Annotated in this window: 21 protein-coding genes; 8 read left to right on the top strand and 13 right to left on the bottom strand. The window is 71.4% G+C overall.

Going from position 1 to position 23,573, the window contains the following annotated elements; genetic code table 11:
- Window positions 1–21: 21 nt before the first annotated feature.
- From Q4I23_RS10275 to Q4I23_RS10215, 13 genes are all read right to left on the bottom strand, one after another.
- Window positions 22–609 (bottom strand): TIGR00645 family protein, encoded by a 588-nt coding sequence (locus Q4I23_RS10275; protein WP_454016885.1) that lies wholly within the window; start codon window positions 607–609, stop codon window positions 22–24.
- Entirely contained in the window at window positions 606–1,163 is a 558-nt protein-coding gene (locus Q4I23_RS10270; RefSeq protein ID WP_454016886.1) for an Hcp family type VI secretion system effector, read from the bottom strand. Before Q4I23_RS10270 ends, Q4I23_RS10275 begins: the two co-directional genes overlap by 4 nt.
- Window positions 1,164–1,166: 3 nt before the next feature.
- Window positions 1,167–2,270, bottom strand: coding sequence for a type VI secretion system protein TssA (tssA, locus tag Q4I23_RS10265; RefSeq protein WP_498526168.1), 1,104 nt, complete (start codon window positions 2,268–2,270; stop codon window positions 1,167–1,169).
- Between the two features lie 8 nt (window positions 2,271–2,278).
- A complete protein-coding gene (locus Q4I23_RS10260; RefSeq protein WP_498526167.1) occupies window positions 2,279–6,415 on the bottom strand; it encodes a type VI secretion protein IcmF/TssM N-terminal domain-containing protein in 4,137 nt (1,378 codons plus the stop codon).
- Between the two features lie 15 nt (window positions 6,416–6,430).
- Window positions 6,431–7,312, bottom strand: coding sequence for a DotU family type IV/VI secretion system protein (locus tag Q4I23_RS10255; protein ID WP_498526166.1), 882 nt, complete (start codon window positions 7,310–7,312; stop codon window positions 6,431–6,433).
- Window positions 7,313–7,320: 8 nt separating this feature from the next.
- Window positions 7,321–8,664 carry a type VI secretion system baseplate subunit TssK gene (gene tssK, locus Q4I23_RS10250; RefSeq protein WP_498526165.1) on the bottom strand — a complete coding sequence of 448 codons (1,344 nt, stop codon included), beginning with the start codon at window positions 8,662–8,664 and terminating at the stop codon, window positions 7,321–7,323.
- 27 nt (window positions 8,665–8,691) lie between these two features.
- Window positions 8,692–9,117, bottom strand: a complete 426-nt coding sequence (locus Q4I23_RS10245; protein WP_454016891.1) for a hypothetical protein — start codon at window positions 9,115–9,117, stop codon at window positions 8,692–8,694.
- Between the two features lie 41 nt (window positions 9,118–9,158).
- Window positions 9,159–9,911 (bottom strand): SPOR domain-containing protein, encoded by a 753-nt coding sequence (locus Q4I23_RS10240; protein WP_498526164.1) that lies wholly within the window; start codon window positions 9,909–9,911, stop codon window positions 9,159–9,161.
- A gap of 217 nt (window positions 9,912–10,128) precedes the next feature.
- Window positions 10,129–10,659, bottom strand: a complete 531-nt coding sequence (locus tag Q4I23_RS10235; RefSeq protein WP_498526163.1) for an SPOR domain-containing protein — start codon at window positions 10,657–10,659, stop codon at window positions 10,129–10,131.
- A 10-nt stretch (window positions 10,660–10,669) separates the two neighbouring features.
- Window positions 10,670–11,269, bottom strand: a complete 600-nt coding sequence (locus Q4I23_RS10230) for a lytic transglycosylase domain-containing protein (protein ID WP_498526162.1) — start codon at window positions 11,267–11,269, stop codon at window positions 10,670–10,672.
- Window positions 11,266–13,290: a PP2C family protein-serine/threonine phosphatase gene (locus Q4I23_RS10225; protein WP_498526161.1), complete on the bottom strand. Its 2,025-nt coding sequence runs from the start codon at window positions 13,288–13,290 to the stop codon at window positions 11,266–11,268. Before Q4I23_RS10225 ends, Q4I23_RS10230 begins: the two co-directional genes overlap by 4 nt.
- Window positions 13,287–15,230: a hypothetical protein gene (locus Q4I23_RS10220; protein ID WP_498526160.1), complete on the bottom strand. Its 1,944-nt coding sequence runs from the start codon at window positions 15,228–15,230 to the stop codon at window positions 13,287–13,289. The genes Q4I23_RS10225 and Q4I23_RS10220 overlap by 4 nt, the downstream gene beginning before the upstream one ends.
- The gene (locus Q4I23_RS10215) at window positions 15,227–15,979 is read right to left on the bottom strand and encodes a hypothetical protein (protein ID WP_498526159.1); all 753 of its coding nucleotides are present in this window, start codon (window positions 15,977–15,979) and stop codon (window positions 15,227–15,229) included. Before Q4I23_RS10215 ends, Q4I23_RS10220 begins: the two co-directional genes overlap by 4 nt.
- A gap of 169 nt (window positions 15,980–16,148) precedes the next feature.
- Between Q4I23_RS10215 and Q4I23_RS10210 the strand changes: the two genes are divergently transcribed.
- From Q4I23_RS10210 to tssG, 8 genes are all read left to right on the top strand, one after another.
- On the top strand, window positions 16,149–16,463 hold the full coding sequence (locus tag Q4I23_RS10210) for a hypothetical protein (RefSeq protein WP_040134766.1): 315 nt from the start codon (window positions 16,149–16,151) through the stop codon (window positions 16,461–16,463).
- Between the two features lie 128 nt (window positions 16,464–16,591).
- Window positions 16,592–17,227, top strand: coding sequence for a hypothetical protein (locus Q4I23_RS10205; RefSeq protein WP_237906392.1), 636 nt, complete (start codon window positions 16,592–16,594; stop codon window positions 17,225–17,227).
- A 168-nt stretch (window positions 17,228–17,395) separates the two neighbouring features.
- Window positions 17,396–17,932, top strand: coding sequence for a type VI secretion system contractile sheath small subunit (gene tssB / locus Q4I23_RS10200; protein WP_094306710.1), 537 nt, complete (start codon window positions 17,396–17,398; stop codon window positions 17,930–17,932).
- A gap of 49 nt (window positions 17,933–17,981) precedes the next feature.
- Window positions 17,982–19,451, top strand: coding sequence for a type VI secretion system contractile sheath large subunit (gene tssC, locus Q4I23_RS10195; protein WP_454016899.1), 1,470 nt, complete (start codon window positions 17,982–17,984; stop codon window positions 19,449–19,451).
- A gap of 38 nt (window positions 19,452–19,489) precedes the next feature.
- Window positions 19,490–20,005, top strand: a complete 516-nt coding sequence (locus tag Q4I23_RS10190) for an Hcp family type VI secretion system effector (RefSeq protein ID WP_052584407.1) — start codon at window positions 19,490–19,492, stop codon at window positions 20,003–20,005.
- Window positions 20,006–20,208: 203 nt separating this feature from the next.
- Window positions 20,209–20,682, top strand: coding sequence for a type VI secretion system baseplate subunit TssE (gene tssE, locus Q4I23_RS10185; RefSeq protein ID WP_498526158.1), 474 nt, complete (start codon window positions 20,209–20,211; stop codon window positions 20,680–20,682).
- A gap of 14 nt (window positions 20,683–20,696) precedes the next feature.
- Window positions 20,697–22,493, top strand: coding sequence for a type VI secretion system baseplate subunit TssF (tssF, locus tag Q4I23_RS10180; protein ID WP_498526157.1), 1,797 nt, complete (start codon window positions 20,697–20,699; stop codon window positions 22,491–22,493).
- Entirely contained in the window at window positions 22,490–23,572 is a 1,083-nt protein-coding gene (gene tssG, locus Q4I23_RS10175; RefSeq protein WP_498526156.1) for a type VI secretion system baseplate subunit TssG, read from the top strand. The genes tssF and tssG overlap by 4 nt, the downstream gene beginning before the upstream one ends.
- The last annotated feature ends 1 nt before the right edge of the window (window position 23,573 follow it).

The raw sequence follows: 23,573 nt of genomic DNA, 5'->3' as shown, positions 1-23,573 counted from the left end.
CCTCTCCTTTCCTGCCGGATGTCAGTGCGCGTGGCTCTTCTTCACCAGCACGTCCATGGTCGCCAGCAGCACGCCGGAGACGATGAAGGTGACGTGGATGGCGACCAGCCACATCAGGTCGCGGTCGGACACCTCCGACACGTTCATGAAGGTCTTCAGGATCTGAATGGAGGAGATCGCCACGATGCTGGCGATCAGCTTCACCTTGAGCGCGCTGAAATCCAGCTTGCCCATCCATTCCGGGCGGTCGGCGTGGCCGGCGACATCGATCTTCGAGACGAAGTTCTCATAGCCGCTGAAGATCACCATCAGCACGAGGTTGCCGACCATCGTCAGATCGACCAGCCCGAGCACGATCAGGATGATGTCGTTTTCCGTGCCATGAATCAGAAGCGGCAGTGCGTGCACCAGTTCCAGCGCGAAGCGCCAGCCGATCATCAGCAGCGCGCCCACCAAGCCGACATAGAGCGGCGCCAGCAGCCAGCGGCTCTGGAACATCACCTGCTCCAGGAAATGCTCGGCCCGGCGCGCCGGACCGCGGCGCCTCTGACCGTTTCGGGACAGGAGGGCGGTGTCGCCGGTCAGGGCCGACGGGTTCGACTGGGTCATGACTTGCTCGCCAATGTGATGTCGCCACGGATTTGGCCGATTTTCCGGCCGTCGATCTGGTGCTGGTAGGTCATCTGCAGCTGGTCGAAGGCCAGCGAGATGGTCTCGGTGCCGTTGCTGCTGTCGTCGTCGTCGACCGACAGCACGTACTCCGTGATCTGCGTGTTCTTCAGGATGATGGTCAGGTACGGCTCGGCAAAGATGTCGCTTTCGCCGAAAAACTCGCCGCCCTGCAACTGCGCGAAGGTGCGGAAGAAGTGGATCGTCGCGGTGACGTCCTTCTTCTGCGGATCGAAGGCCGCCTGCATCAGCTTGGGCGAGGCGAGGTCGAAGTGGCGCTCCAGCTTCAGGCTGTCGACGCCGAGCTTGTCCTGCTTCTGCGCCTTCCGGCCGCTGAAATAGGAGGTCTCCTCGATCGGGTCGTCGTAGTTGAAGCCGCCGACCTCGCGCTTGCCCGAGGACAGGTCGAAGCTGACGCAGTCGGCCAGATTCTTGTAGTTGCGGATCAGCGACTCGCCCTTGATGCCGGGATAGTCGAGCAGAATGCGGGGCATGGTTCAGCGCTCCTCAAGCCGCAGAAGGCCGAAGATCCGCCCGACCTCGCCGCGGTCGCCCAGCAGCTCGGCGTACAGCTCCGGCAGGGACAGGTTCCCCCAGGCGGCGGCTCGGCGGACAAGGTAGGAGGTCGGGCTGTGCGGCTCCTCCCGCGCCAGGAAATCGGCGATCTGGTGGAGCATCGCGTAGGCCTCCTGCCGGGTCCGCGGCCCGCCGGGGCGGGTGAAGGCGGCGGCGGGGATGATTTCGGCGGACGCGTCGATGGTGGCCCCCTCCCCGCCCTCGGCCTCCTCCGGCGCGGCGGGGGCGCCGTCCGGATCGATGCCGCGCTTGGCGAGCGCTTCGCGGTGGAACTGGATCAGGCTTTCCAGGGTCTTCAGAAGCTGGCTGAAGCCGGGAGCGGCGCGGCCGGCCACGGCGTCCAGTTCCGCCGCCAGGGTGCGCACCGCCGTCACCGTATCGCGCAGATGACCGTGCTGGGTCTGGTAGAAGTCGGGCGGCGTGCGGTCCTGCGCGGCGAGGATCTGCTCGACCGTCACCTCGCCGTCATCGACCGCCGCGTGAAAGGCGCGCGGGTCGCGGGTGGCGAGCTTGCGCAGGCGCTGGGCGTTCTGCCAGTCCTGGAAACGGTGCGTCTCGTCGGTGTGCGGCCCCGGCTGGGTGATCGCAGTTGCCATCAGGTCACGCGACAGCTGGCTGTCCAGCCAGACCAGCGGCGCCAGCCGCGGCTCCGGATCGCCGTCGTCCAGGCGCGGGTAGAGGCCGTCCCAAAAGTCCTCGACCAGCCCGTGGACCAGCAGAAGCCCCGGCGCCAGCCCCGCCGGGCCGTGCAGGTGGCCCAGCGCCTGGACCAGCCACGCCGCGACCTGAAGATCCTTGGTGCGGGTCTTCAGCAGGTCCGAGGACTGCTGGACGACTCCCTTCCAATCCGCCTTCTTGACGGTGGTCTGCCAGATGCCCTGGTCCAGATCGTCGTCCATTCGGCGCGCCTCGGTCAGCGCGTCGAACTCCGGCCCGTGGCGCAGGTCGTCGCCCGCCGGATCGTCGCCCGGGATGGGCTGGAGCAGGGCGCCGATGTCGATCAGCGGGTGGGGCGTGGTGGTCATGGTGCTGCTCACGGGAAGCGTTGGGCCGCGGGGCGGAGCATCGGGGATTGGGACGGCGGGGTGCCCAGATCAAAGAAGGCGCGGTCCGCCGGAGCCACCGCGCCCGATGGCGCCGGCCAGCCGGCCAGACCCGGCATCCGCCGCATGGAGCCGACCGGGGCGAGCGGCGGCGCCTGCGCGGGCAGCGCCGGCACGGCCACCTTCTCCTCGCGCGGCGGCTTGCCGTCGGACAGAACGGTGCGCTTGACCGCCAGCGTCATGAAGACCCGCACGTTGGGCTTCACCGCGGGTTGCGGCGTCGCCTGCGCCACCGGAGCGATCGGCATCGGGGCAGCGGCGGCAGCTTCCTTGACGGGGCCGCTGGCCGTGGCTTCGAACAGCAGCAGCGGCTCGGTGTCCGGGCCGGGGCGGCGGTCGCGCTGCGGCGCGGCCTGTCGGCTGGCCAGGGCGAACAACGCCCAGGGACCGTCGTAGTCGAAGCGCAGCGAAGGCCCATCCACCGTCACCCCCGCACCGACTCCGGACACGGGAAGCACCGTGCCGTCCTTGGCCCAGCGCAGCGTCACGCTCAGCTTGTCGCCGGGGTACCAGCGCAACGGCGTCCGCGGCAGCATGCTGGACAGGGCGCCGTTCGGCGTGGCGAGCTTCCATTCGATGATGTCGCTGCCCCCGGCCTCACGGCCGCGGTTGACGCGGAAGGCGGGGTCGAGCGCCAGGCCGCCGCTCTGGTCGGGGGTCACCGCGGCGATCAGCAGCGGGCGCGCCCGCTCCATCGTCTCGACGAAGCGCAGCGCTTCCCGCCCGGCGGTGCCGAAGCGCTCGCCGCGCCGCAGCCCCTCCAGCACGAAGGCCGAGCGCGCGTCGAACCGCTCGTAGAAGGCGCGCACCGCCGCCGGGTCCGCCTCCTCGCCCACCACCGCGGCGGCGGCGAAGGGGAAGCGGCCGGCCAGCATCTCGTTGAACGAGGCGGCCATGTCGACGTAGGCGTCGTAGACGCGGGCGTCGGCGGCCAGCACGCAGCGCGTGGCGATCCACTGCTTCAGCTCGGCCAGACGGCTGCGGAAGAAGTCGTCGGGCACGCCGTCGATGGCGCCGAGATTCTGGCAACCGGCGGCGTCCACCGCGGCGCTTTCCACCGTCACGAATTTTTCGAGCTGCGCCAGGGAGCTGTTCGGGCGACCGCCGTCGTACTTGTCCAGTTCGGTGATGATGCGCGCCCACTTGGAGGCGGCGCCCGAACCGGTGCCGGCGCCCATCACCGGACGCTCCAGGATCTCCACCACCGGGGCGGCGATGTCGCGGGCGAGCACCGTCACCTCCTGCCGGGCATTGCCGAGATAGAGCGCCAGCCCGGCCGGCGTGGTCTGCCCGAACAGCAGGTGCGGCACCAGCGGCCCGTCCACCCAGACGTCTAGCGCGTGGGCGTCGGGCCGGTAGAGCTGGTCGCCCTCCAACAGCCGGTCGGCCTGGGCCAGCACGGCGTTGGCCTGCCGGGCCACCGTGTCGCGGATGGTGTCGGCGGAGGTGGTCAGCCCGATCTGGCGGAAGGACTGCATGGTTTCGGCCAGAACTGGGAAGGCGGTGCGCAGCGCGTGGGCCGAGGCGCGGAGCTGCGCCAGCCCACCCGCCCGGTCCACCCCGCCGCCCGCCGGGCTGCCGGCCAGGGCGCGGGCGAGGATGCGCTCCACCCCCTGGCGGAGCTGGTGCTGCGCCGCCGCCCGCATGGAGGTGCGCAGCATGGACGGCGCCTGCGGCAGGTCCTTGGCGTCGAACAGCAGATAGTCCTCGACCAGCGGCGGGATGCTGTCCAGCGCGGCGCGGTCCCAGCCGGCGCCCACGGCGGGCATCGCCAGCGCGCCGCTGTCGTCCGTCTTCATGAAGCGGCGGGCCATCCACACCGCCAGGGTGCGGCGAAGCTGCTCCGCCGCCGGAGCCAAGCGGGCGCCTCCGTTGGGGGCCTGCTCCAGCAGGCGGCCGATCACCGAGTCCAGGCTGCGGGCGCCGACGCCCGCCTCGTCGTAGCGGCGCTGCGCCAGATCCAGGATGTCGGCGCGCAGGTTGGGGCCGAGCAGGTCGGACTTCTCCAGCCGGCCGAGCAGCGCCTCGAACTCCGGCGGCAGGACGGGACCGTTGGCGCCGATCCAGGCGCCGCGCTCCGCTCCCAGGCCGCGGGCGGCGTCCTCCAGGCTCGACAGCACCTCGGCGTAGGCCGCCGCCGCGTCGGCGCCGGAGCGCGCCCCGCCGGCCAGCAGCTCCAGTTCGCTGGCGGCGACCGACAGCCGCGCGGCGGCGAGGCCGCCCATGGCGAGGTCGCGCAGATAGGCGTCGGCGTACTGCCGGAAACGGCGGCTGACCTCGGCCCGGTGGGCGGTCAGGTCGATGGGGCGTTGCGCGCCCGGTCCCGGCGCCGGGATGGCGGTGCCGCCCGGCGGCTGGTCGATCTCCCAGCCGTGCAGCCGCGCGGAGAAGCCGCGCGCCACGCCGGAGCCCAGCGCGAAGTCCAGCACCTCGTCCAGCGGCAGGGTCGGATCGCGGGCGTCGACGTTGTTGTAGGCGCGGGCCAGCCCCTCGGCGATGCCGACCTCGCCTGCGAAGGCGCGCAGCCGTTCGAAGGCCCCCGCCCCCGCCGGTCCTACCCCGCCATCGCGGGTCAGGCGGCGCAAGCGGTCCTCGGCGACGTCGCGCACGGTGGACAGGGCCAGCCGGCGGTAGCCGACGGCCAGCGCTCCCGACACCGAATCCGGAACACCGCTGATCCAGGAGGCCGGCAGCGGGTTGAAGGTCCAGTCGGTGGGCAGCATCGTCACGCCCTGCACGAAGCGGGCGGCCGGATCGCCGTAGGCGGCGGTCATCGGCGCCCCGGCCTCGACCGCCGGGCGCTGGTCGGCGAGCTGCTGCAGCCCGCCCGGAATGTCGGCCAGGACCGGCACCAGCCGGTCCGACAGGGTGGAGGCGCGCTGCACCCCCATCCACAGCAGCAGGATCGCGGCCAGCGCGGCGGCCCCCGTTCCCACCGGCCAGGAATAGCGGCGCCACGCGCGGGACGCGGCCAGCGCGCGCGTCGGCTTGGGCAGGCCGGCCTCGGGGAAGATCTTGCGGTTCAGCAGGTCGCGCCCGAACAGCGCCGCCGCGTCCGGATCGGGGCGGCCGGTGAAGTAGATGCCACGGACGTAGAGCGTTTCCTGATAGGCGGTGCGCTTGAAGGCGGTGCCCAGCAGGGCGCGCAGGGCCGCCTCCGTCCCGGTCAGCCGCTCCGTCAGGGCGAACAGCGGGGCGCCGTCCGGCGTGGCCGCAGCACCGAACACCTCCAACTCCACCGCCAGCAGGCCGTCCGCCAGCGATTGCAGCGCCTCGCTCACGAAGTCAGGGGAGAAGGCCGTCTCCAGCGCGTAGGGGCTCGACCAGCCGAGCATCCCGCCGGTCAGGGACGGGGGCAAGGCCTCGGCCAGCGCCGCGAAGCCGGGGGCCTCCTCGCAGCCCGTCACCACCACATAGACCGGCAGGGCGAAGCCCAACGTGCGCTGGATCTCCCACAGCCGGGCGTACAGCTCCGTCCCGCGCGCGGTGGCGCGGCGCACGTCGTCCAGCTCGGCCAGCGGGATCGTCAGGATCAGCCCGTCGGCGGGCAGCATCGGGCGGCGGCGGCCCAGCAGGTCCAGCACGCCGGCCCAGGCGGCGCGCGGATCGTCGACGTCGATGACCACAGCCCGGTCGTAGAATCGCCAGGAGAAGCCGGCGTGCCGCTCGGCGGCCACCGGGGGGCGCACCTCCTCCGCGCAGGACAGCAGGCCGGCGTCGTCCGATGCGGCCACGCCGGTGCGCAGATACCAGGGCACCAGATAGACGTTGCGCGACAGCGTCTCGCGATAGGCGGCCAGACCGTCGCGGAACAGGCGGCGGATGTCGCGGATGGTGACGTCGGGCGCGGTGGCGGCCAGCGTCGGGACCGCCCCGCCCTCCTCCACCGCCGCGTCGGGCGGCGGCAGGGCCGCCGGTTCCGCCGGGGCGGGCGGTGCCGCGCTGCGGGCGCGCAGCAGGATCGCCGCCATCACCGCGATGATCAGCAGCACGAGGACGAGAAGCCCCGCGAAGACCCAGATCTGGTTGCCGGCGATGCCGGACAGGACCGCTGCCAGGAGTTCCATGACCGTCCTCTCCCGTCAGCGGGTCACGCGGACGGATGCCTGAAGCACCGCGTCCGCCGCGTTGGAAAGCTGTGCGGTGGACATCCACCAGAGCGCCTGACCCAGCACCAGCCACAGCCCGGCGATGGCCCCCAGCACCAGCGGCCAGCGCGGCCCGCGCGCCAGCGTGCGCGCCTTGCCGTCGGTCAGCGTGTAGGCGTAGGCGGCGGGGATCAGCGTGCGCCCGCCGGGCAGCACCCCGGCGCCCAGCTCGGACTCGCGGCCGGCGATGAACTCGAACAGGCGGGCGCTGTAGTCACGCAGGGTGGATTCGCCGCCCGGCACCCGGCAGCGCCCCTTGAACCCCATGCCGAGCACGCAGAGGTAGACCGCCGCCAGTTGCACCAGCCGCCGGTCGTTGCTGGCGAGCAGCGCCTCCATCCGGTCGAACACCCGCTCGCCGGCCAGACGGGTGCGGAACACCGCCTGCTCGAGCAGCACGCTGCGCCACAGCTCCCGCCCGTTCCATTCCACGTCGTGGATGAACAGGTCGTCGGCCAGCGCCGCCATGGCGTATTGCGCCTCGCGGTGCTGGCTGATCATCAGGTCGGTGCCGGTGCGCCCGACCTGGACCGCCTGCGCTTCCAGGAAGTCCTGAAGGCGGCGAATGATGATCTCGGCGTCGGGCTCCAACGCCAGGGCCGGCACCGCCGCGGCGGCACCGCGGGGCGCCGGGATGGCCAGGGCGTCCTCGGTCAGGAAGGCCGGCAGGCTGTCCGCCGTCTCCCCAGCGGCGCCCTCGGGCTTCGCGGCGGCGGCGGGACGACCCGCCCCGACCGCGGCGCGGTGCTTCCGGAGTTCCCGCGCGAAGGCGAGGAAGTGATCGACCAGATCCCGGCGGTGCAGCATGGCGGTCATTCCCAGCCTCAGGCGCTGACGAAGAGGGTGATCTCGACGGGGCGGAAGCGGCTGCCCAGCGAGTCCGGATTCCAGATCTCCAGCCGCTCGCCGGGGACGATGTAGCGGGGATCGACCTTGATCTCGAACGGCACCACGCCGCGCGGGGCGGCCACCCCGCCCTCGCCGCTGTCGTCCAGCGCGACGCGCTCGGCCCCCTTGACGCGCAGGCCGGACAGTGTCTCCAGCCGCGAGCGGGAGGCGACGATGCAATTCTCCATCCAGGCGGCGACCTCGCTGACCGGGGCGGAGGCCGGGCCGCGCACGCCGACGACCAGCCGGCCCTTCAGCCAAGCCTCGTCCATCGGCAGCCCGAACATGCCGTCCTCGAAGGTGAAGAGGATGCGGGCGACGCCCTCCTTCACCCGGTCGATCATGCGCAGGATGAAGTCGCGCACCTCGCCGAAGCTCGCCATCGGGTCGTCGTGGTCGTAGCGCGACAGCTTGGCCGGCACGGCGCCGCTGGCGAAGGCCGACAGGTGCCCGGCGAGCGTGCACAGCGACATGTAAACGTCGAACGGGTGGCAGACGCCGACGCCGAGTTGCGCCTCCAGCGGCGGCAGGCCGGTGACGAGGCTGCGGATTTCCGCCCGCGCGGCCTCGGCCAGCTCGGTTGCCGGGTTGCCGTTGCCGACACCGGAGCGTTCGGCCAGGAACAGCGCCTTCTCGCGCACACGCCGCACCACCTCCGCCCCCAGCCGGCCGAGCGGCGCGTTGGCGGCGACGGTCAGCGCCGGCGGCACGAAGTCGGTCAGCACGAAGGCGTCGTTGCGGAAGGTCGCCTGCGCGATCGGCATCGAGACGAACTTCTGCGGCGGCTTCTGCGTCGGGCCGGTGGTGGCGAACAGGGCCAGCCGCGGGCGCAGCCGGGCGATCGACAGCTCCTCCCCGCCATGCTGGTCGGCGACCGGGGCGCCCTCGACCGAGACGTAGCGCGGCGTCTCCCCCGGCCCCGGCGCGCGGTTGCCGCGGGCGGCGGGAACGATCAGGTGGATGGTGATCTGCGTCTGCCCCACCGGGTCGGCGTAGGCGGAGATGTCCACCTCCAGCGGCTCGTCGATCCCGGCGCGGTAGTCCACGACGAGGCCGTCGGGCAGGATCGCCTCCAACTCCCGCACCTGGACCAGCCCGGAGACGAGCTGCACGCGGTCGACCTGGAGATGGACGACGCCCCAATGGAAGGGCCGCGCCTGCCGGACATGGTAGGTCAGCTGCCGCTCGTGCCGCAGCGCCTGCTGCTGGAAATGCTGCGGGGCCAGCAGCATCCCGTCGTGCCAGTCGATGGCGTCGGGAATGTCGCGCGCCTCGGTCATGCGGTCCTCACGGAGAAGGAAAGAACATCACGGAACCAGTTCGACATCCTTGTCCCCGGCGGTGAGGGTCAGCGTTCGTGTGTCCGGCACGCGCAGGCGGTGCGGTCCCGGCGTGGAATAGTTGGCGAAGACCAGGATCGCCCAGGCCGGCTCGCCCGGCGGCAGGTCCGCCTTCAGCGTCTGGCCGGGGACCAGTTCCCAGCTCGTCACGCCGAGCGTGGTCGGATGGTCGCGCATGGACTGCTCGCGTTGGCCGAACCACTCCGTGGCGGTCAGCGCCCCCAGCTTGTCCACCAGCGCCTTGTCGCGAACGGACACGAGGTCGATGGCGACCGGCGTGGTGTCGTTGGCAGCGGGGGCGACCGTGAAGGACACGCTGTCCAGCGCGGCGCGCGGCTTGTCCGCGCATCCGGCGGCGAACAGCGCCAGCGCCAGCGCGCCGGCCGTTGCCAATCGCGGCCTCACTCGTTTTCCGTTCACCGGACTCATGGCGTTCAGCGCTCTCCCGCTTCGGCAAGGGTGACGACGGTTCCGGACACCCCGTTCGCCCGCGTCAGCGCGTCCAGCGCGCGGGCGGCCTCGTCAGCGGCGGCGTAACGTCCGGTGCGCACGGCGTAGGGGGCGTTGCCGCCCGGCAGCGGCGCGAAATCGACCGTGCCGCGCACGCCGCGCTGGGCGGCGGCGGCGGCGAAGGACTCCGCGTTGGCCGGGGTCGCGAAGCGCCCGAGTTCGATGGCGTAGTGGCGGACCGGCGCCGGGCCATCTTCCTTCAGGGCGTCCAGCCGGTCGTTCAGCGTATCCTCGACAACACCTTCCACGCTGTTGCCGGCGAATTCGGTGACGCGGTAAGCGGATTTCTCGATGACGTGGGCGGCGGTGCCGGCCATCCAGCCGGGCAGGAAGCGGCGGGCCGCATCCGCGGCGCCGCGGGTCATCGGCTCGGTCGCCGAAATCGCCCGCCCGCGCGCCTCGTCGCTGAAGATGTCCGCCGTCTCGATCACGCCCTGGCGGGCCTCGAAGCTGTCGGCGATGTTGCTCCGTGCCATCGCACCCAGTCCGCCGCCAGCGGTGGACGCCGCGGCGGGCACAGTGGCGGGAGCGGAGGCCGACGCCACCGGCGTGTTGTCGCCGCCGGTCAGGATCAGCGCCGCCAACACCGCGCCCAGCAGCAGGGTCACGACGGTCAGCACGGCGACGCCGGCGGCCAAAGCCGCCACCTGCCATCGTCCGAGCGTGATCGTGGTCATCGCGGGAAATCCTGAGGAAGAAACCGTCGGGCGGACCGCTCGCCGTGCAGGGTGACGGCCCAGCCTGATAGAAGCATCCCGGCGGCCCAAATCCGCGCGCTGTCTGGTTCGTTCTGGCGTAGTCCCGCGGAGGTTTCGCGGCGATGGACCGGAGGCCCGTCCCGTCCTGCGGAGAAGCCCGCAAATCCGGTGGGTTACCCCGTTGGTCCGAACTGGATCATTCGCCGCCGCCGGCCTTCGCGGGTTGGGCGGCGGGAAGCGGCTCCTCGACCACCACGCCGCCGATCCCGGCGGTCCGCTCGAAGGATGGGCGGCGCGCCTCGGCCTGCCAGCGGTCGGCGAAGGCGCCCGCGCGCACGCGGTGCCACTGCCCGCCGGCGGCGTCCATGGTTTCGACGATTTCCACCGGAAGGCCCCGCCCGACCAGCGCCGCCGCGAAGTCCTGGGCGTTCCCGGCGGAGCGGAAGACGCCGAGTTCGATGGAGAAGCGCGCCGTCGCCGCCTTCACGGCGGCAACGGGGCGGACCGGGACCGCGGCCGGCGCAGCCTTCTCCGGCTCCGCCTTCGCCACGTCCGGCGGTGCTGCGGTCGGCGGTGCTGCGGTCGGCGAAGCGGGCGCGGCGTTCGCCTCTGCGGGCGCCGACTCCTCCGCCGTGCCCGGCAAGGATCCTCCGGCCAGGAAATAGCCGCCCGCGAAGGCCACCAGAAGGAGGAGCAGCGCCAGCACGCCGATCAGGAGTTTCTTCATGGCTCCGCGCTCACGATTCCGGGCCGCCGCACAGCCGGCGCATCTCCGCCGTCTCGCGCTGGTAGCCGAGCCGCACCCGCCGGTCGAGCACGAGGCAGAGGTAGGTGTCCTGCGCCGTCGGGTCGCTGGCATGGTAGCGGCGCACCGCCTCCGTCCAGGAGCCGTGGCGGTCGTACAGCTCCCGCAGGAAGCGGGCGGCGTAGGCGACGTTGACCGCGGGGTCCAGCATATCCTCGCCCCCCGCGAAGGACCCGGCGTGCCAGCGCGTGTGGATCTGCATGCAGCCGACCGCCACGTCGCCGCGCAGACCGCCCTCGCCGTCCTGCATCAGCCGCAGCGCCTCGCGCCGCGTCGCCGGATAGTGCGGGCGGCCGGAGACGTTCAGCGCCCAGGGCCAGGGCATCCCGGCCCGCCCGGATTCCACGACGCTCATGGCGTGCAGGATGCCCGGCGGGATGCCGTAAAGCGCCTCCCCGTTGCGGAGGTAGCGGCTGCATTGGAACAGCGCCGGTCCGCCTTCGGACGCCGGGGCCAGCTCCGCCACCGCCGGCCCGGCGAGCAAGGCGCCCATCAGGGCGAGCGCGCCGGTCAGGACGTTGCGCGTCCTCATGCCCGCACCCGCAGGGCGACGCACAGCCGGTCCACCGCCATCGCAGCGCCGCCGCCATGCTCGGCCAGACCGGCGGACACCGCCGCGGTGACGCTGGCCGAGGACAGGTCGTCGAGGTTGCCGAGGATGCCGGTCAGCCGCGCCCGCCCGAAGGCGACGCCGAAGCGGTTCTCGCCGTCCAGCAGCCCGCCGTTGCACAGCACCAGCGTCGAGGGCACCGGCAGGTCGAGCGCGGTCTCCACCGCGGTCATCGCGGGATCGAGGCCGAGCGGTGGGTTGGCCGCCACCGGCAGGTCCACCACATCGCCGAAGCGCCGCAGCAGGAAGGGCTCCGGCACGCCCGCGGCGGCGAAGACCAGCCGGCGCGAGCGCGGCGACACGATGCCCATGGCGAGGCCGATCGACAGGCCCGCGGCGTTGTCCGCCGCCAGCAGCCGGTTAGCGCCGGTCAGGCAGGCTGCCGGCCCGAGCCCGGCCGCCGCCAGCGTCCGCAGCGCGGCGCGCGCCGTCACCGTCATGAAGCCCGCCGCCAGACCGCCGCCCGACACCTGCCCGATCAGGACCGCCAGCGACCCGTCCGCCGTCAGGAAGAAATCGTAGAAGCTGCCGTCGAATTCCGCCGCCGGACGCATCAGACCCGACGCTTCCAGGTCGGGCGCCGTGGTCAGGTCGGGCGGCAGGATGGCCGCCTGCATGCGCCGGGCGATCTCGAACTGCTTCTGCAGCTCCACAAGCTCGGTCCGGGTGTCCAACGCCGACTGAAGCTGGCGGACCATGCCGTCGAGCGCGGTGTGCTGGTCGCGCACGCGTTCCGCCATCACCTCGAAGGCGACGGCGAGCGCGCCGGGGTCGTCGGTGCGCGCGCAGGGCGTCCGGCCCTCCGACGCCGCCTCGATGCGGGCGAGGTCGGCGAGGAGTTCCCGCCGCCCCTGCTCCGGCAGGGTTTCGGACAGGCGCAGCATCTGGCGGCGGATGAAGGACTGCTGACGCAGCCAGTGACGGGCGCGCCGCTCCTCGGCGTCGCGCAACGCGCGGCTGCGGCTGCGGAAGACCTCGACGGTGCGGGCGAGTTGCCCGGCTTCGTCCGTGCGCTCCGCCCCCAGCACGGCGACGCCGGTGTCGCCCGCCGCCAGAGCCGACAAAGCGGACATTGAGGCGTAGACCGGCGTGAAGACGCGCCGGAAGTACCAGTCCAGCCCCAGCGTCCCCGCCACCAGCACTATCAGCACGACGAGAAGGGCGGAGCTGTCGAGCAGGCTGTCGGCCATGGTGGCCAGCGTGGTCTCGCGCACGGTGACGAGGTACAGCGTGCCGTCCCCCTCCGTGCCGGCCACCTTGGGCAGGCGCAGCTTGCGCACGCCGTAGCCGCGGGCGCCGATGGTCGCCTGCACCTCCTCGCCGCGCTCCGCGGCGGGACGCACGTCAGCCCAGGCCAGCGGCCCGGCATGGCCGTACAATGTGCCGTCGCTGCCGACCAGGAAGGCGGAGCCGCCGAGGACGCCGGCCAGCGCCTCCAGGCTGCCGGTCAGCGGGCGGATGGCGATCAGAGCCCGGTCGGCCGGCCGCTGCGCGCCGAGGGGGCGGGCGAGCAGAAGCTGCGCGGCGCCGCCGGTCAGCACCAAGCCGTCCTGAGTGTCGTTGCGGGCCAGCACCTGCCCGATGCGCCGCTCGTCGAGAAGGCGGATCGGCTGGTCGGCCGGGACGGAGAGCAGGGTCTGCCCCGCGCCGTTGACCACCGTCGCCGCGGTGTAGCCCAGCGCGCCGAGCCGCTCTGCCGCCGCCGCGGCGTTGCCGCGCTCCAGGGCATCGGTGAGGCGGGGATCGCCCACTGCCACCCGAGCGGCGGCGGCAGACTGGTCGAGCAGCCCTTCCCACAGCCGCAGGGTCATCCGCCCCTCGTCCTCGGCGTGGCGGGTGGCCCCACTCTCGATGCGCAGCAGGGCGAAGACCGCGGTGGTGACGAGCACGGCGAGGACCACCGCGGCGGCGGCCACCGTCATGCGCTGGCGAAGACCGGTCATCGCGCGGCCTCCCCTTCGACCGGAACGCGCCGGCGTGGCGTGGCGTGGCGCCACAGCGCCAGCACCAGCGGCGGCAGCGCGGCGATCCCCGCGAGCAGGGCGAGGGAGGGCAGCGTTCCGGTGGCCACCACCGTGTTGCTCCCGCCGGACAGCCACAGCACGCCGAGCGTTCCGGCCAGAGTCAACGCGGCGCGGACCGCGGTCAGCCCCCCCCAGTTCCCCGACGCCGCGAATCCCGCATGCCCGGCGCCGAGAGCCGCGGCGGCGCCCAGCGCGACGGCGGTTCCCGGCTCCACCGGGCCGAGCGCCAGAAGGAGCCCGGCCACCGCCGTTCCACCCAAACTCAGCAAGGCCGCTCCGCCCCGTGGAACCAGGGCCGCGACCAGCGCGGCGGCCAGCCAGGCCGGGGTTGCGTGCAGCCAGAAGAGTTCCGCGACCCGTCGGGCGTCCATCGCTCCTCCGCCGTCGGCCCGGCTCAGCGCCGCCAGGCCAAGCGCGGTGACCAGCCACAGCCCCCAGCCCTTCGGACGCAGCGCACCGTCCGCCCACCAGCGGTCCACCGCCAGAAGAGCACGGAGGGTCACACGCGGATGGGTCAGGCCGGCCCGCCGCTCCAGCCGGAAGGCGGCCAGCAGACCGGCCATCCCGGACAGCACGGCGCCGGCCATGAGGACACCCGGCACACCGCCACCGAGGCACAGAACCGATAGCCCGGTTCCAGCGACCAGACCGCCTGCGGCGGACACAGGCGGTCCGGCGCGCAGGCTCTCCGCAGCGGGACGCACCGCCTGGAAGGGAAACGCCGCAGCCAGCCCGCCCAGCAGCGCGCCGGTCAGCCACACCGTCGCCCCGTCGCCCAGCCCATTCAGCAGCGCCCAGCCGCCCAGCGCCAGCGTCCCCCCGATGGGCGCGCGGCGGCCGAGCGCCAGTACGAGCGGAACCGCCGCGGCCATGCCCAGAACCACCCCGCCGAGCGCCACGCCCGGCGGCAGGTGCCGCGCCGCCATGGCCGTGGCCACGGCCACCCCCACACCGGCGCAGAAGGCGGTGGCGTAGGGCAACGACCCGGCGTCCGGCGGCGCCAGCGCGGTCAGCCGGTCGGGCGAGAAGCGGCCCAGCCGCTCGATCCGCTCGATCAGCGGCGCCACCTCCGCCGCGGCATCCTTGTTGAAGCTGAGATCGCGCACCTCGGCCAGATAGCTGCGCAGACGGGCGAAGCGGTCGTTCACGCCGGTCACCACCCGGTTCATCTCGGCCAGCAGGGTGCCGATCAGGCTCTGCTCCACCGGCGGGGCGATGAGGTCATAGGCTGAGCGCGCGAGGTTGGCCTCCAGCGAGGCCGCCAGCCGCAGCGGCGCCGTCACCTGGGCGTTCAGCATGGTGCGCAGCGCCAGCCCGCCGAGCGCCAGCGCGATGCTCAGCGCCACCGCGAAGTCGATCAGGATGCGCGGCGCGTTGGCCGGCTGCGCCACGGCGCTGCGGCCCAGCAGAACCTCCCCCGCGGTGGCGGCGCCCTGCCGGATGGGAAAGCGTTGCAGGACCAGACCCAGCGCGGACCAATCGGTCTCCGCCGGCACCAGCCGGACCGACAGGTCGGGGCGCGCCGCGTCGGACTTCTGGAACAGCGGACGTCCGGCACCGTCCACCACCAGGATCAGCTTGATCTCCGGAAACACTGCGCCGGCCTCGCCGAGATAATCGTCCATCCCGGCCATGCGGTCGAGCGGCAGGCCGAGCGCCAGCGCCTTCTCCAGGTCACGGGCGATGCCCGTCCCGACGATCTCGGCGCGGGAGGCGGTTCCCCGGTCGGCCAGCCCCGCCGCGGCGATCAGCGCCGCTGCCAGCGTGGCGAGCCAGGGCACGACGACCACCACCGCCATCAGCGGGATGAAGCGCCGCAACACGCTGCGCTGGAGGAACAGCGTCGCCGGGCGGGTCATCGCAGCACCTCCCCGTCGATGCGGGCGGCCTCGGTCTCCGCCGCGCGCAACCCGGCCAGGACGGCGGACAGCGCCGGATCACCCACCGCCACGGCGGCGGACGCATCGGCCTGAAGCTGCCGCGCCTCGGCAGCATAAAAGGCCGTCCGCGCCAGAACGGACCGGCAGACGCCGGACAGCAGCAGCCGGGTGCCCAGAACAGCGAGAATCCCGATGGCCGCCAGGAAGACGGCGGTGACCGTCGCCGTCTCGCGCAGCGCGGCCAGAACCTCCACCCGCGCGTCCTGCTGCGGGGCGAGGCCCAGCACGGCGCCGGCGGGCTTGCCCAGGGCATCAGCTACCGGCACGCCCACCAGCACGCCATCGCGATCCGCGAGATCCCACGGCTCCGCCGGCACCCCCGCGGCGCCGCCCATCCAGGAGGCCGGCACCGGCGTCCCCGCCGCCTGGGCGGTGGCGAACAGCACGGTCCCGCGCGGGTCCACCACATAGAGCCGCACGCCCCCGCCGCCGGTGGAGGCCACCTCGATCAGCCTTTGCAGGTCGTTCTGGTCGGCGAGTGGAAAGCCGATGGCAGCGCGCTCCGCCGCGCTGGCGGCCACGCGGCTGGCCAGCGCCGATGCGCGCGCGGCGATTTCCGCCGTGTGCGCCTCCGCCACCGCGTTGTGAAAGGCGAACAGCGTGAACGCCTGCCCGCCCACGGCGCACAGCCACAAAACAAGCGCGAGACGCCCGAAACCGTAGAGCATGGCCAGCCTCCCAAGGGTCCGGCTATAGCGGCTTTCCACAGGGGCATCCCGTTCAGATTGGCCCAACTTGGTCTGATCTGCTTTTGCCGCTCCCCGGCCCCTGCGATACTCCCCCGGCGAACCAGACCGGCCAACCAGAAAGGACGCGCTCCATCATGAACCGCCCATCATGAACCGGGATGCCCGCCTGCACGCGATCCTCGCCCGGCTGCGCAGCGACTCCCCCGGCGAGCGGCTGGCCGCCCTCTCCGCGCTGGAGCGGCTGATGCCCGCTGGGACCTCCCTCTACGAGGTCATCCAGGTCGGACTGTTCTACACCGACCGCGGCACCGTCGCCCCCTCGCTGGTCGAGGAGGTGGACCGCCTGCGCGGCGAGGCGCAGGAGGCGACGCGGCGGGAAGAGCGGCAGCGCCGCCGCGTCCGGGCCCTGGAAACCGGCATCCGCGCCGTGATGGAGGAATTCCGCGGCGGCAAAGGCGACTGACCGCCTTCGCTCCGCAACGGACGCAGTTCCGGCGGCGTGACTCCGGGAGTGGACCAACAAGGCGTTCCGCGACGGCCCGCCATCGCACACCTTGCGGGGCACTACCGCCGTGCGTACCCGGAGGCCCTTTGCCCACCATCACAGCACCCTGTCAGCATGCCCTTTACGCCGCCGTGGACTCCGCGGCGGCGGCGCGCGGCATGACGGTGCCCGCCCTGATCCGCTCCTGCCTGACGCTGGTCGGGCCGGAGGCGCTGACCCATCTGCCCGATCCCGGCAGCCCCGAGCCGGTGGACGTCTCCCACCGCACCGTGACGCTGAAGAGCGGCGGCACCCGCCGCGTGCGGGTGGTGCCGAAGCTGCGCGTGCGCCACGCCACGCCGCTGGACGCGGCGACCGTGCGCAAGGCCGCCTGGGTCGCCGCCACCATCGGCAACGACGACGGCGCGCACCTCATCACCGCGGGCGAGCTGAACGCCGTGGAAAGCGAGATGAGCCGCTGCCGCCTGCGGCTGGAGCAGCTGACGGCGGCGCTGGAAACGCTGGCCTTCCGGCCGCTGCGTCAGCCGATCCGCAAGCCCTGGCAGGCCACCTACGTGCTGGGTTTCACCCACGAGTGGGGGCTGGACACGCAGACGGTCAACAGCCGCTTCCGCACGCTGGCCCCGATCTTCCATCCCGACACCGGCCTGCTCTCCAGCGCCGAGCGGATGAGTCAACTTTTGGAGGCCCGCAACTTCCTCTTGCAGCACCTTCGAAGCTGAGCGGGCGATGCTTCGTACGCCGGACATTCCCTCCGAAACGGAGGTGTTCCGGGGCGATGTCGTCCAATTGGGGTCCATCTCGGCTGGCCTCCGAAGGGGTGCCTTTCGAATGATGGCGAAGCTCGACAGCCGGCGCGCGACGCGCACAACCCTATGAGGTCGTCAGATATGAGCGAGAGCAGTCAGAAGAAGTTGGAGCGCGTCCGCCCGCCGCGGGTGAAGCTCACCTACGAGGTCCACACCGGCGGCGCCCAGGAGATGAAGGAGCTGCCCTTCCTGGTCGGCATCCTGGCCGATCTCAGCGGCAAGCCGGAGAAGCCCCTTCCCAAGCTGAAGGAGCGCAAGTTCGTCGAGATCGACCGCGACAACTTCAACGACGTGATGGCCTCCGTCGGACCGCGCCTCGCCTTCCAAGTGGACAACAAACTGCAGGAGGACGGCGGCAAGCTGAACATCCTGCTGAACATGCGCCACATGGACGATTTCCAGCCGGTCGAGGTGCTGAAGCAGGTGCCGACGCTGAGCCGCCTGTTCGAAGCCCGCCAGAAGCTGTCGGACCTGCTGGCCAAGCTGGACGGCAACGACGAGCTGAACGGCCTGCTGAACGACGTCATCACCAGCACCGAACAGCAGGACGAGCTGAAGAAGCTCCTCGGCCCGGTGGCCGGCACCCCGGCCGGCGAGCCCGCGGGCGAGCCCGCCTGATTCCCCGTCCCGTCAAGCCCAATCAGAACCCCCTTCACGGAGCGAACAGGTGAGCACGGAAACGTCCGTTGAGAGCGCCGCCAATCTGTCCCTGCTCGACCGCATGATGGTCGAAGGCAAGATGGCGCGCGAGGAGGGCCAACGGCCCTACGCCCGCGACCTTCTGACCGAATTCGTCGACCAGGTCCTCGCCGAGACCGGCGACGCCTCCGCCATCGACGTGGTCGAGGCGATCAACCAGCGCATCGCTCAGATCGACGAGCTGATCAGCGACCAGCTGAACGAGGTCATGCACCACCCCGACTTCCAGAAGCTGGAAGGCACGTGGCGCGGCCTCAACTACCTCGTCATGAACACCGAGACCTCGACGACGCTGAAGCTGCGCGTCCTCAACGTCTCGCGCAAGGACCTCCAGAAGGACCTGGACAGCGCGGTCGAGTTCGACCAGAGCGCCATGTTCAAGATGGTCTACGAGGCCGAGTACGGCACGCTGGGCGGCACGCCCTACAGCATGCTGGTCGGCGACTACGAGTTCGGTCGCCATCCGCAGGACATCTCCCTGCTGGAGAAGATGTCGAACCTCGCCGCCGCCGCCCACGCGCCGTTCATCAGCGCCGTATCGCCGGCGATGTTCGACATGGAGAACTTCGGCGAGCTGGGCGCCCCGCGCGACCTGTCGAAGATCTTCGAGACGGCCGAGATGGTGAAGTGGCGGTCCTTCCGTTCGTCGGAGGACTCCCGCTACGTCTCGCTGACCATGCCGCACGTCCTGATGCGCCTGCCCTACGGCCCGAACACCGTTCCGGTCGAAGGCATGAATTTCGTCGAGGACACCGACGGCCGCGATCATTCCAAGTACCTGTGGGGCAACGCCTCCTGGGCGCTGGCCGCGCGCATCACCGACAGCTTCGCCAAGCACGGCTGGACCGCGGCCATCCGCGGCGTCGAAGGCGGCGGCAAGGTCGAGGGTCTGCCCAGCCACACCTTCAAGACCGACGAGGGCGACGTCGCCCTGAAGTGCCCGACGGAGATCGCCATCACCGATCGCCGCGAGAAGGAGCTGAACGACCTCGGCTTCATCTCGCTGGTCCACTGCAAGAACACGGATTACGCAGCGTTCTTCAGCGGCCAGACCACGAACAAGCCGAAGGTCTACAACACCGACGAGGCCAACGCGAACGCCCGCATCTCCGCGATGCTGCCGTACATGCTCGTGTCGTCGCGCTTCGCCCATTACCTGAAGGTGATGCTGCGCGACAAGATCGGCGCCTTCCTGACGCGCAACAACATCACGGACCACCTGAACACCTGGATCGCCAACTACGTCCTGCTGGACGACGAGGCGTCGCAGGGCACGAAGGCCCGTTTCCCGCTGCGCGAGGCCCGCATCGACGTCTACGACGTGCCGGGCCGTCCGGGCGTCTACCGCGCCAACATCTTCCTGCGTCCGCATTTCCAGCTCGAAGAGCTGTCGGCCTCCATCCGCATGGTCGCCGAACTGCCGGCGCCGGAAGCCTGATCCCCTCCCCCCGAACGCATCGTCCGGAGTAAATCCGCATGTCTATGATCATTCTCGATATCCCCAACGTCCAGGGGGAGTCCGCGGTGGAGATCGCCGGGGGCGTGGTGTTCAAGGACATGATCCTGTGCGAATCCCTGTCGCAGGACATGACCGTCGAAATGGAAGTGTCGACCAACGCCCGCCGTACGGTCCACACCCCGAAGGTCGAGAACATCACGCTTGAGCGCAAATGGGACCGGGCCTCGCCCAAGCTGATCTCGCTGCTGCTGCGCTCGGCCAACTCCGACACGGCGAAGAAGCAGTGGACCATCCACTGCCTGAAGCCGATCGGCGACAGCCACCAGTGGGGCGAGTTCCTGACGATCGAGCTGACCAACCCGCTGATCGCCAAGCACAGCCTGAGCGTCAACGAGGGCGACACGACCGAGACCATCGAGATCAACGCCACCGAGATCTACTGGACCTACAAGCGCTACACCGAGGAGCAGAAGCACGAAGGCGGTGGCGGCGTGAAGTTCAACCTGCTGAAGGGCACCGTCTCCGACAGCTGAGGTGGTAAATAACCCTCTCCCCTCCGCTCACGCGCAAACTTCGTTTGCGCTGACGCGACAGGCGGACCTGCGGTCCGCCGAAAGCGGGGAGAGGGAAGGGTGAGGGGGTTGTGCATGTCGGCACGTCCGGTACACGCGCAACCCCCTCATCCTGACCTTCTCCCCGGAGGGGAGAAGGAACTGAAGCTCCAACGGACACGGCGATGACCCAGCCCAAGACGATGACCGGTGGACGGTCGCTGCTGTTCGAACGGCTGATCGACTTCGAACCGGACCACCCGACGGGCGACGAGCCCTCGGCCACGGTGCTGTCCATGCCCGACCTCAAGGCGTCGATCCGGCGCGAGGTGGCCCGCATCCTCGACAGCCGCAGCACCGGCACGCGCCGCCCCGACCTCGGCGGAACGGCGCTGGACTATGGGATTTCCGACATCACGCATCTGGACGCCGCCTCCGACGCCGACCGCCGTCAGGTGGAGCGGATGGTGCGCCAAGCCATCATCGATTTCGAGCCGCGGCTGAAGCGCCCGCGGGTGACTGTCAGCGCCGGAACCGGGCGCGGCACCATGGTCACCAGCATCTCCGGCGAAGTCGTGGCGGGCACCGTCACCGAACGGCTGGAATTCGACGTGGGCCTGCGCGGCGCAGCCCCCACCGAGCCAAGCCAGTCCGGCTGAAAGGACGCACCAGGATGCGGCGCGAGGACCTCCTCGACCATTACGAACGCGAGCTTCTCTACGTCCGTCGGGCGGGCGAAGCCTTCGCGCGCAGCTATCCCAAGATCGCTCGCCGCTTGGCGCTGGGGCCGGATCAGGCCGCCGACCCGAACGTCGAGCGGTTGATCGAGTCCTTCGCCTTCCTGTCGGGACGCCTGCAACTCAATCTGGAACGCGAGTTCCCGCGCTTCTCCGAGGCGCTGCTCGGCATCCTGCACCCGCAGATGATCGCGCCGATCCCCGCCATGGGCATCGCGCGGATGGAGCCAACACCCGGCGAGGGGCGGCTGACCGGCGGCTTCCGCGTGCCGCGCGGCACCCCGCTGCACGCCGTGGCCGAGGACAACATCCGCTGCCGCTTCCGCACCGCCTACGACGTGACGCTGTGGCCGGTCGCGGTGACCGACGCGGCGGTGGAACCGGCCGACCGGTACGACTTCCTCGACGGCGCCGCCACCGCGTCGGTGCTGCGGCTAAGGTTGGAGACGCGCAACCAGTCCTTCGAAAATCTGCCGATCGACAAGGTGCGTCTGTTCATCGACGGCGAGACCATCCTCACCTCCGCCCTGCACGAGCTGTTCCTGTGCGGCGTGATCGAGATCGCCTACGTCCAGCCCGGCAAGCCGCCGGTGCGGCTGCGCGGCGAGAACCTGATCGCCCCCGTCGGCTTCGGTCCGGACGAGACGGTGCTGCCGCACCCCAAGCACGCCCAGCCGGCCTACGGCCTGCTGCAGGAATACTTCGAGTTCCCGCAGAAGTTCGACTTCTACGACCTGCCGCTTCCCCGGGGCCGGCTGTCGGGGGAGGTCGTGGACATCCTGATCGCGGTGTCGCGCCCCCTTCCCAACCGGCTGACCCTGCGCAAGGACAGCTTCGTCCTCGGCTGCACGCCGATCGTCAACCTGTTCAACCGCACGGCGGAGCCGATCCGGCTGAACCACCGGCGCACCGCCTACCGCGTCGTCCCCGACGCCCTGCGCGAGCGCACCACCGAAGTCCATTCGATCCTGGAGGTCAGCGGCCTGCGCGACGGCGACGGGATGCACCACCGCTACGTCCCCCTCTTCTCGCACCAGCACGCCGAGGCCGAGACGGAGCCGCGCGGCTTCTGGCTGGCTGCGCGCGAGCCGACCCAGCGGGAGGACGTGCCGGGCACCGACATCCATCTCAGCCTGCACCACCTCGACCTGACGCCGACCGACCCGGCGGACGAGACGCTCCTCGTTCGTACGCTGTGCACCAACCGGGCGCTGGCCGAGCAGGTGCCGGCGGGGGCCGCACTGATGATCGAGGAATCCGCCCCCATCGCCACCATCCGCTGCCTGCACAAGCCGACGCCCGGCCGCCCCGCCCCGGCGGGTGGGTCATCAGCCTGGAAGCTGATCTCGCACCTGTCGGTCAACCATCTCAGCCTGACCGGCGACGCCGAGGGGCTGCGCGCCCTGCAATCCATCCTGCTGCTGCACGCGCCCGACGACCCGTCCGCCCAGCACCAGATCCGTGGCGTGCAGGGCCTGTCCTCCCGCCCGGTGCTGCACCGCATGGGGCAGGACGCCTGGCGCGGCTTCGTGCGCGGGCTGGAGGTGACGGTGGCCCTGGACGAGCGGAACTTCGTCGGCGCCAGCCCGCTGGTCTTCGGCGGGGTGCTCAGCCGCTTTCTCGGGCTCTATGTCAACGTCAACGCCTTCGCCCAGCTTCGGCTGCGTTCGGTGCAACGGGAAGGGGTGTGGAAGGCATGGTCGCGCCTTGCCGGCAGCCAGCCGGTCCTGTGACGGACCGCCCTCCCCCCTCATCGGGCCACCCTCCCGCGCTGATCGACCGGCTGGAGGCCGAGCCCTGGGGCTTCGACCTGCTGCAGGCCATCGCCCTGCTGGAGCGCGCCGCTCCCGGCTACGCGCCGCTCGGCACCGGCATCGACCCGGAGCAGGAGGCCGTCCGCATCGAGCACGATCCCAGCTTCGTCTTCCCCGCCAGCGACGTCGTCGAGGCGCGGCGGACCGAGGACGGGCGCGGCGTGGTGCGCTCCCCCGTGCTGGGAGTCGCGGGCATCAACGGCCCCCTGCCCTACGTCGCCACCGAACTGCTCGTCGAGCGGGCGGCCCGGCGCGACACGGCGGGCTCGGCCTTCTACGACATCTTCAACCACCGCCTGATGTCGATCTTCTACCGCACCCGCCAGGGCAGCCTGCCCCTGCTGGAGCGCGACCCGGAACGCACCCTGATGGCCCGCGTGCTGCGCGCGCTGGCCGGCATCGGCACGCCCGGCCTGGAGCAGCGCCTGCCCGGCACGCCCGACCGCATGCTGCTGGCCTTCTCCGGCATCCTCGCCAACCGGCGCCGCTCGTCGGCTGGATTGGAGGCGATCCTCGGCGCCGTCTTCCGGGTCAAGGTGCGGGTGGAGAGCTTCGTCGGGCGCTGGCTGCCGCTGGACGACGAGAGCCGGACCCGCATCGGCGGCGGTTTCGGCGCGCGGAACAACAGCCTGGGCCGCACGGTCGTGCTTGGCCGCCGCGTCTGGGACCAGCAGAGCTGCTATGCCATCGAACTGACGCTCGACAGCCTGGAGCGCTTCCGCGAGTTCCTGCCCGACGGGCGGCACCACCAGACGCTCTGCGCGCTCGCCCGCTTCCACACCGGGGACGGCATGGACTTCCGCATCGTGCTGGTGCTGGAGGCCACTAAGGTGCCGCCGACGCGCCTGTCCACCAAGCCGCCGGAGGGCAGCCGCCTCGGCTGGACCTCCTGGCTGCGGGCGCCGGGCCGCCCGAACCTGAAGGACGGGCGCCTGACCCTCGACCCCGCCCCCTATAACCTGTCTCTTATACACATCTCCGAGCCCACGAGACTATAAC

It is taken from the genome of Azospirillum sp. UFLA03-27, assembly GCF_059803775.1.
Note: the sequence above shows the minus strand (reverse complement) of the source record. Positions and strands in the feature narration are given on the sequence as shown.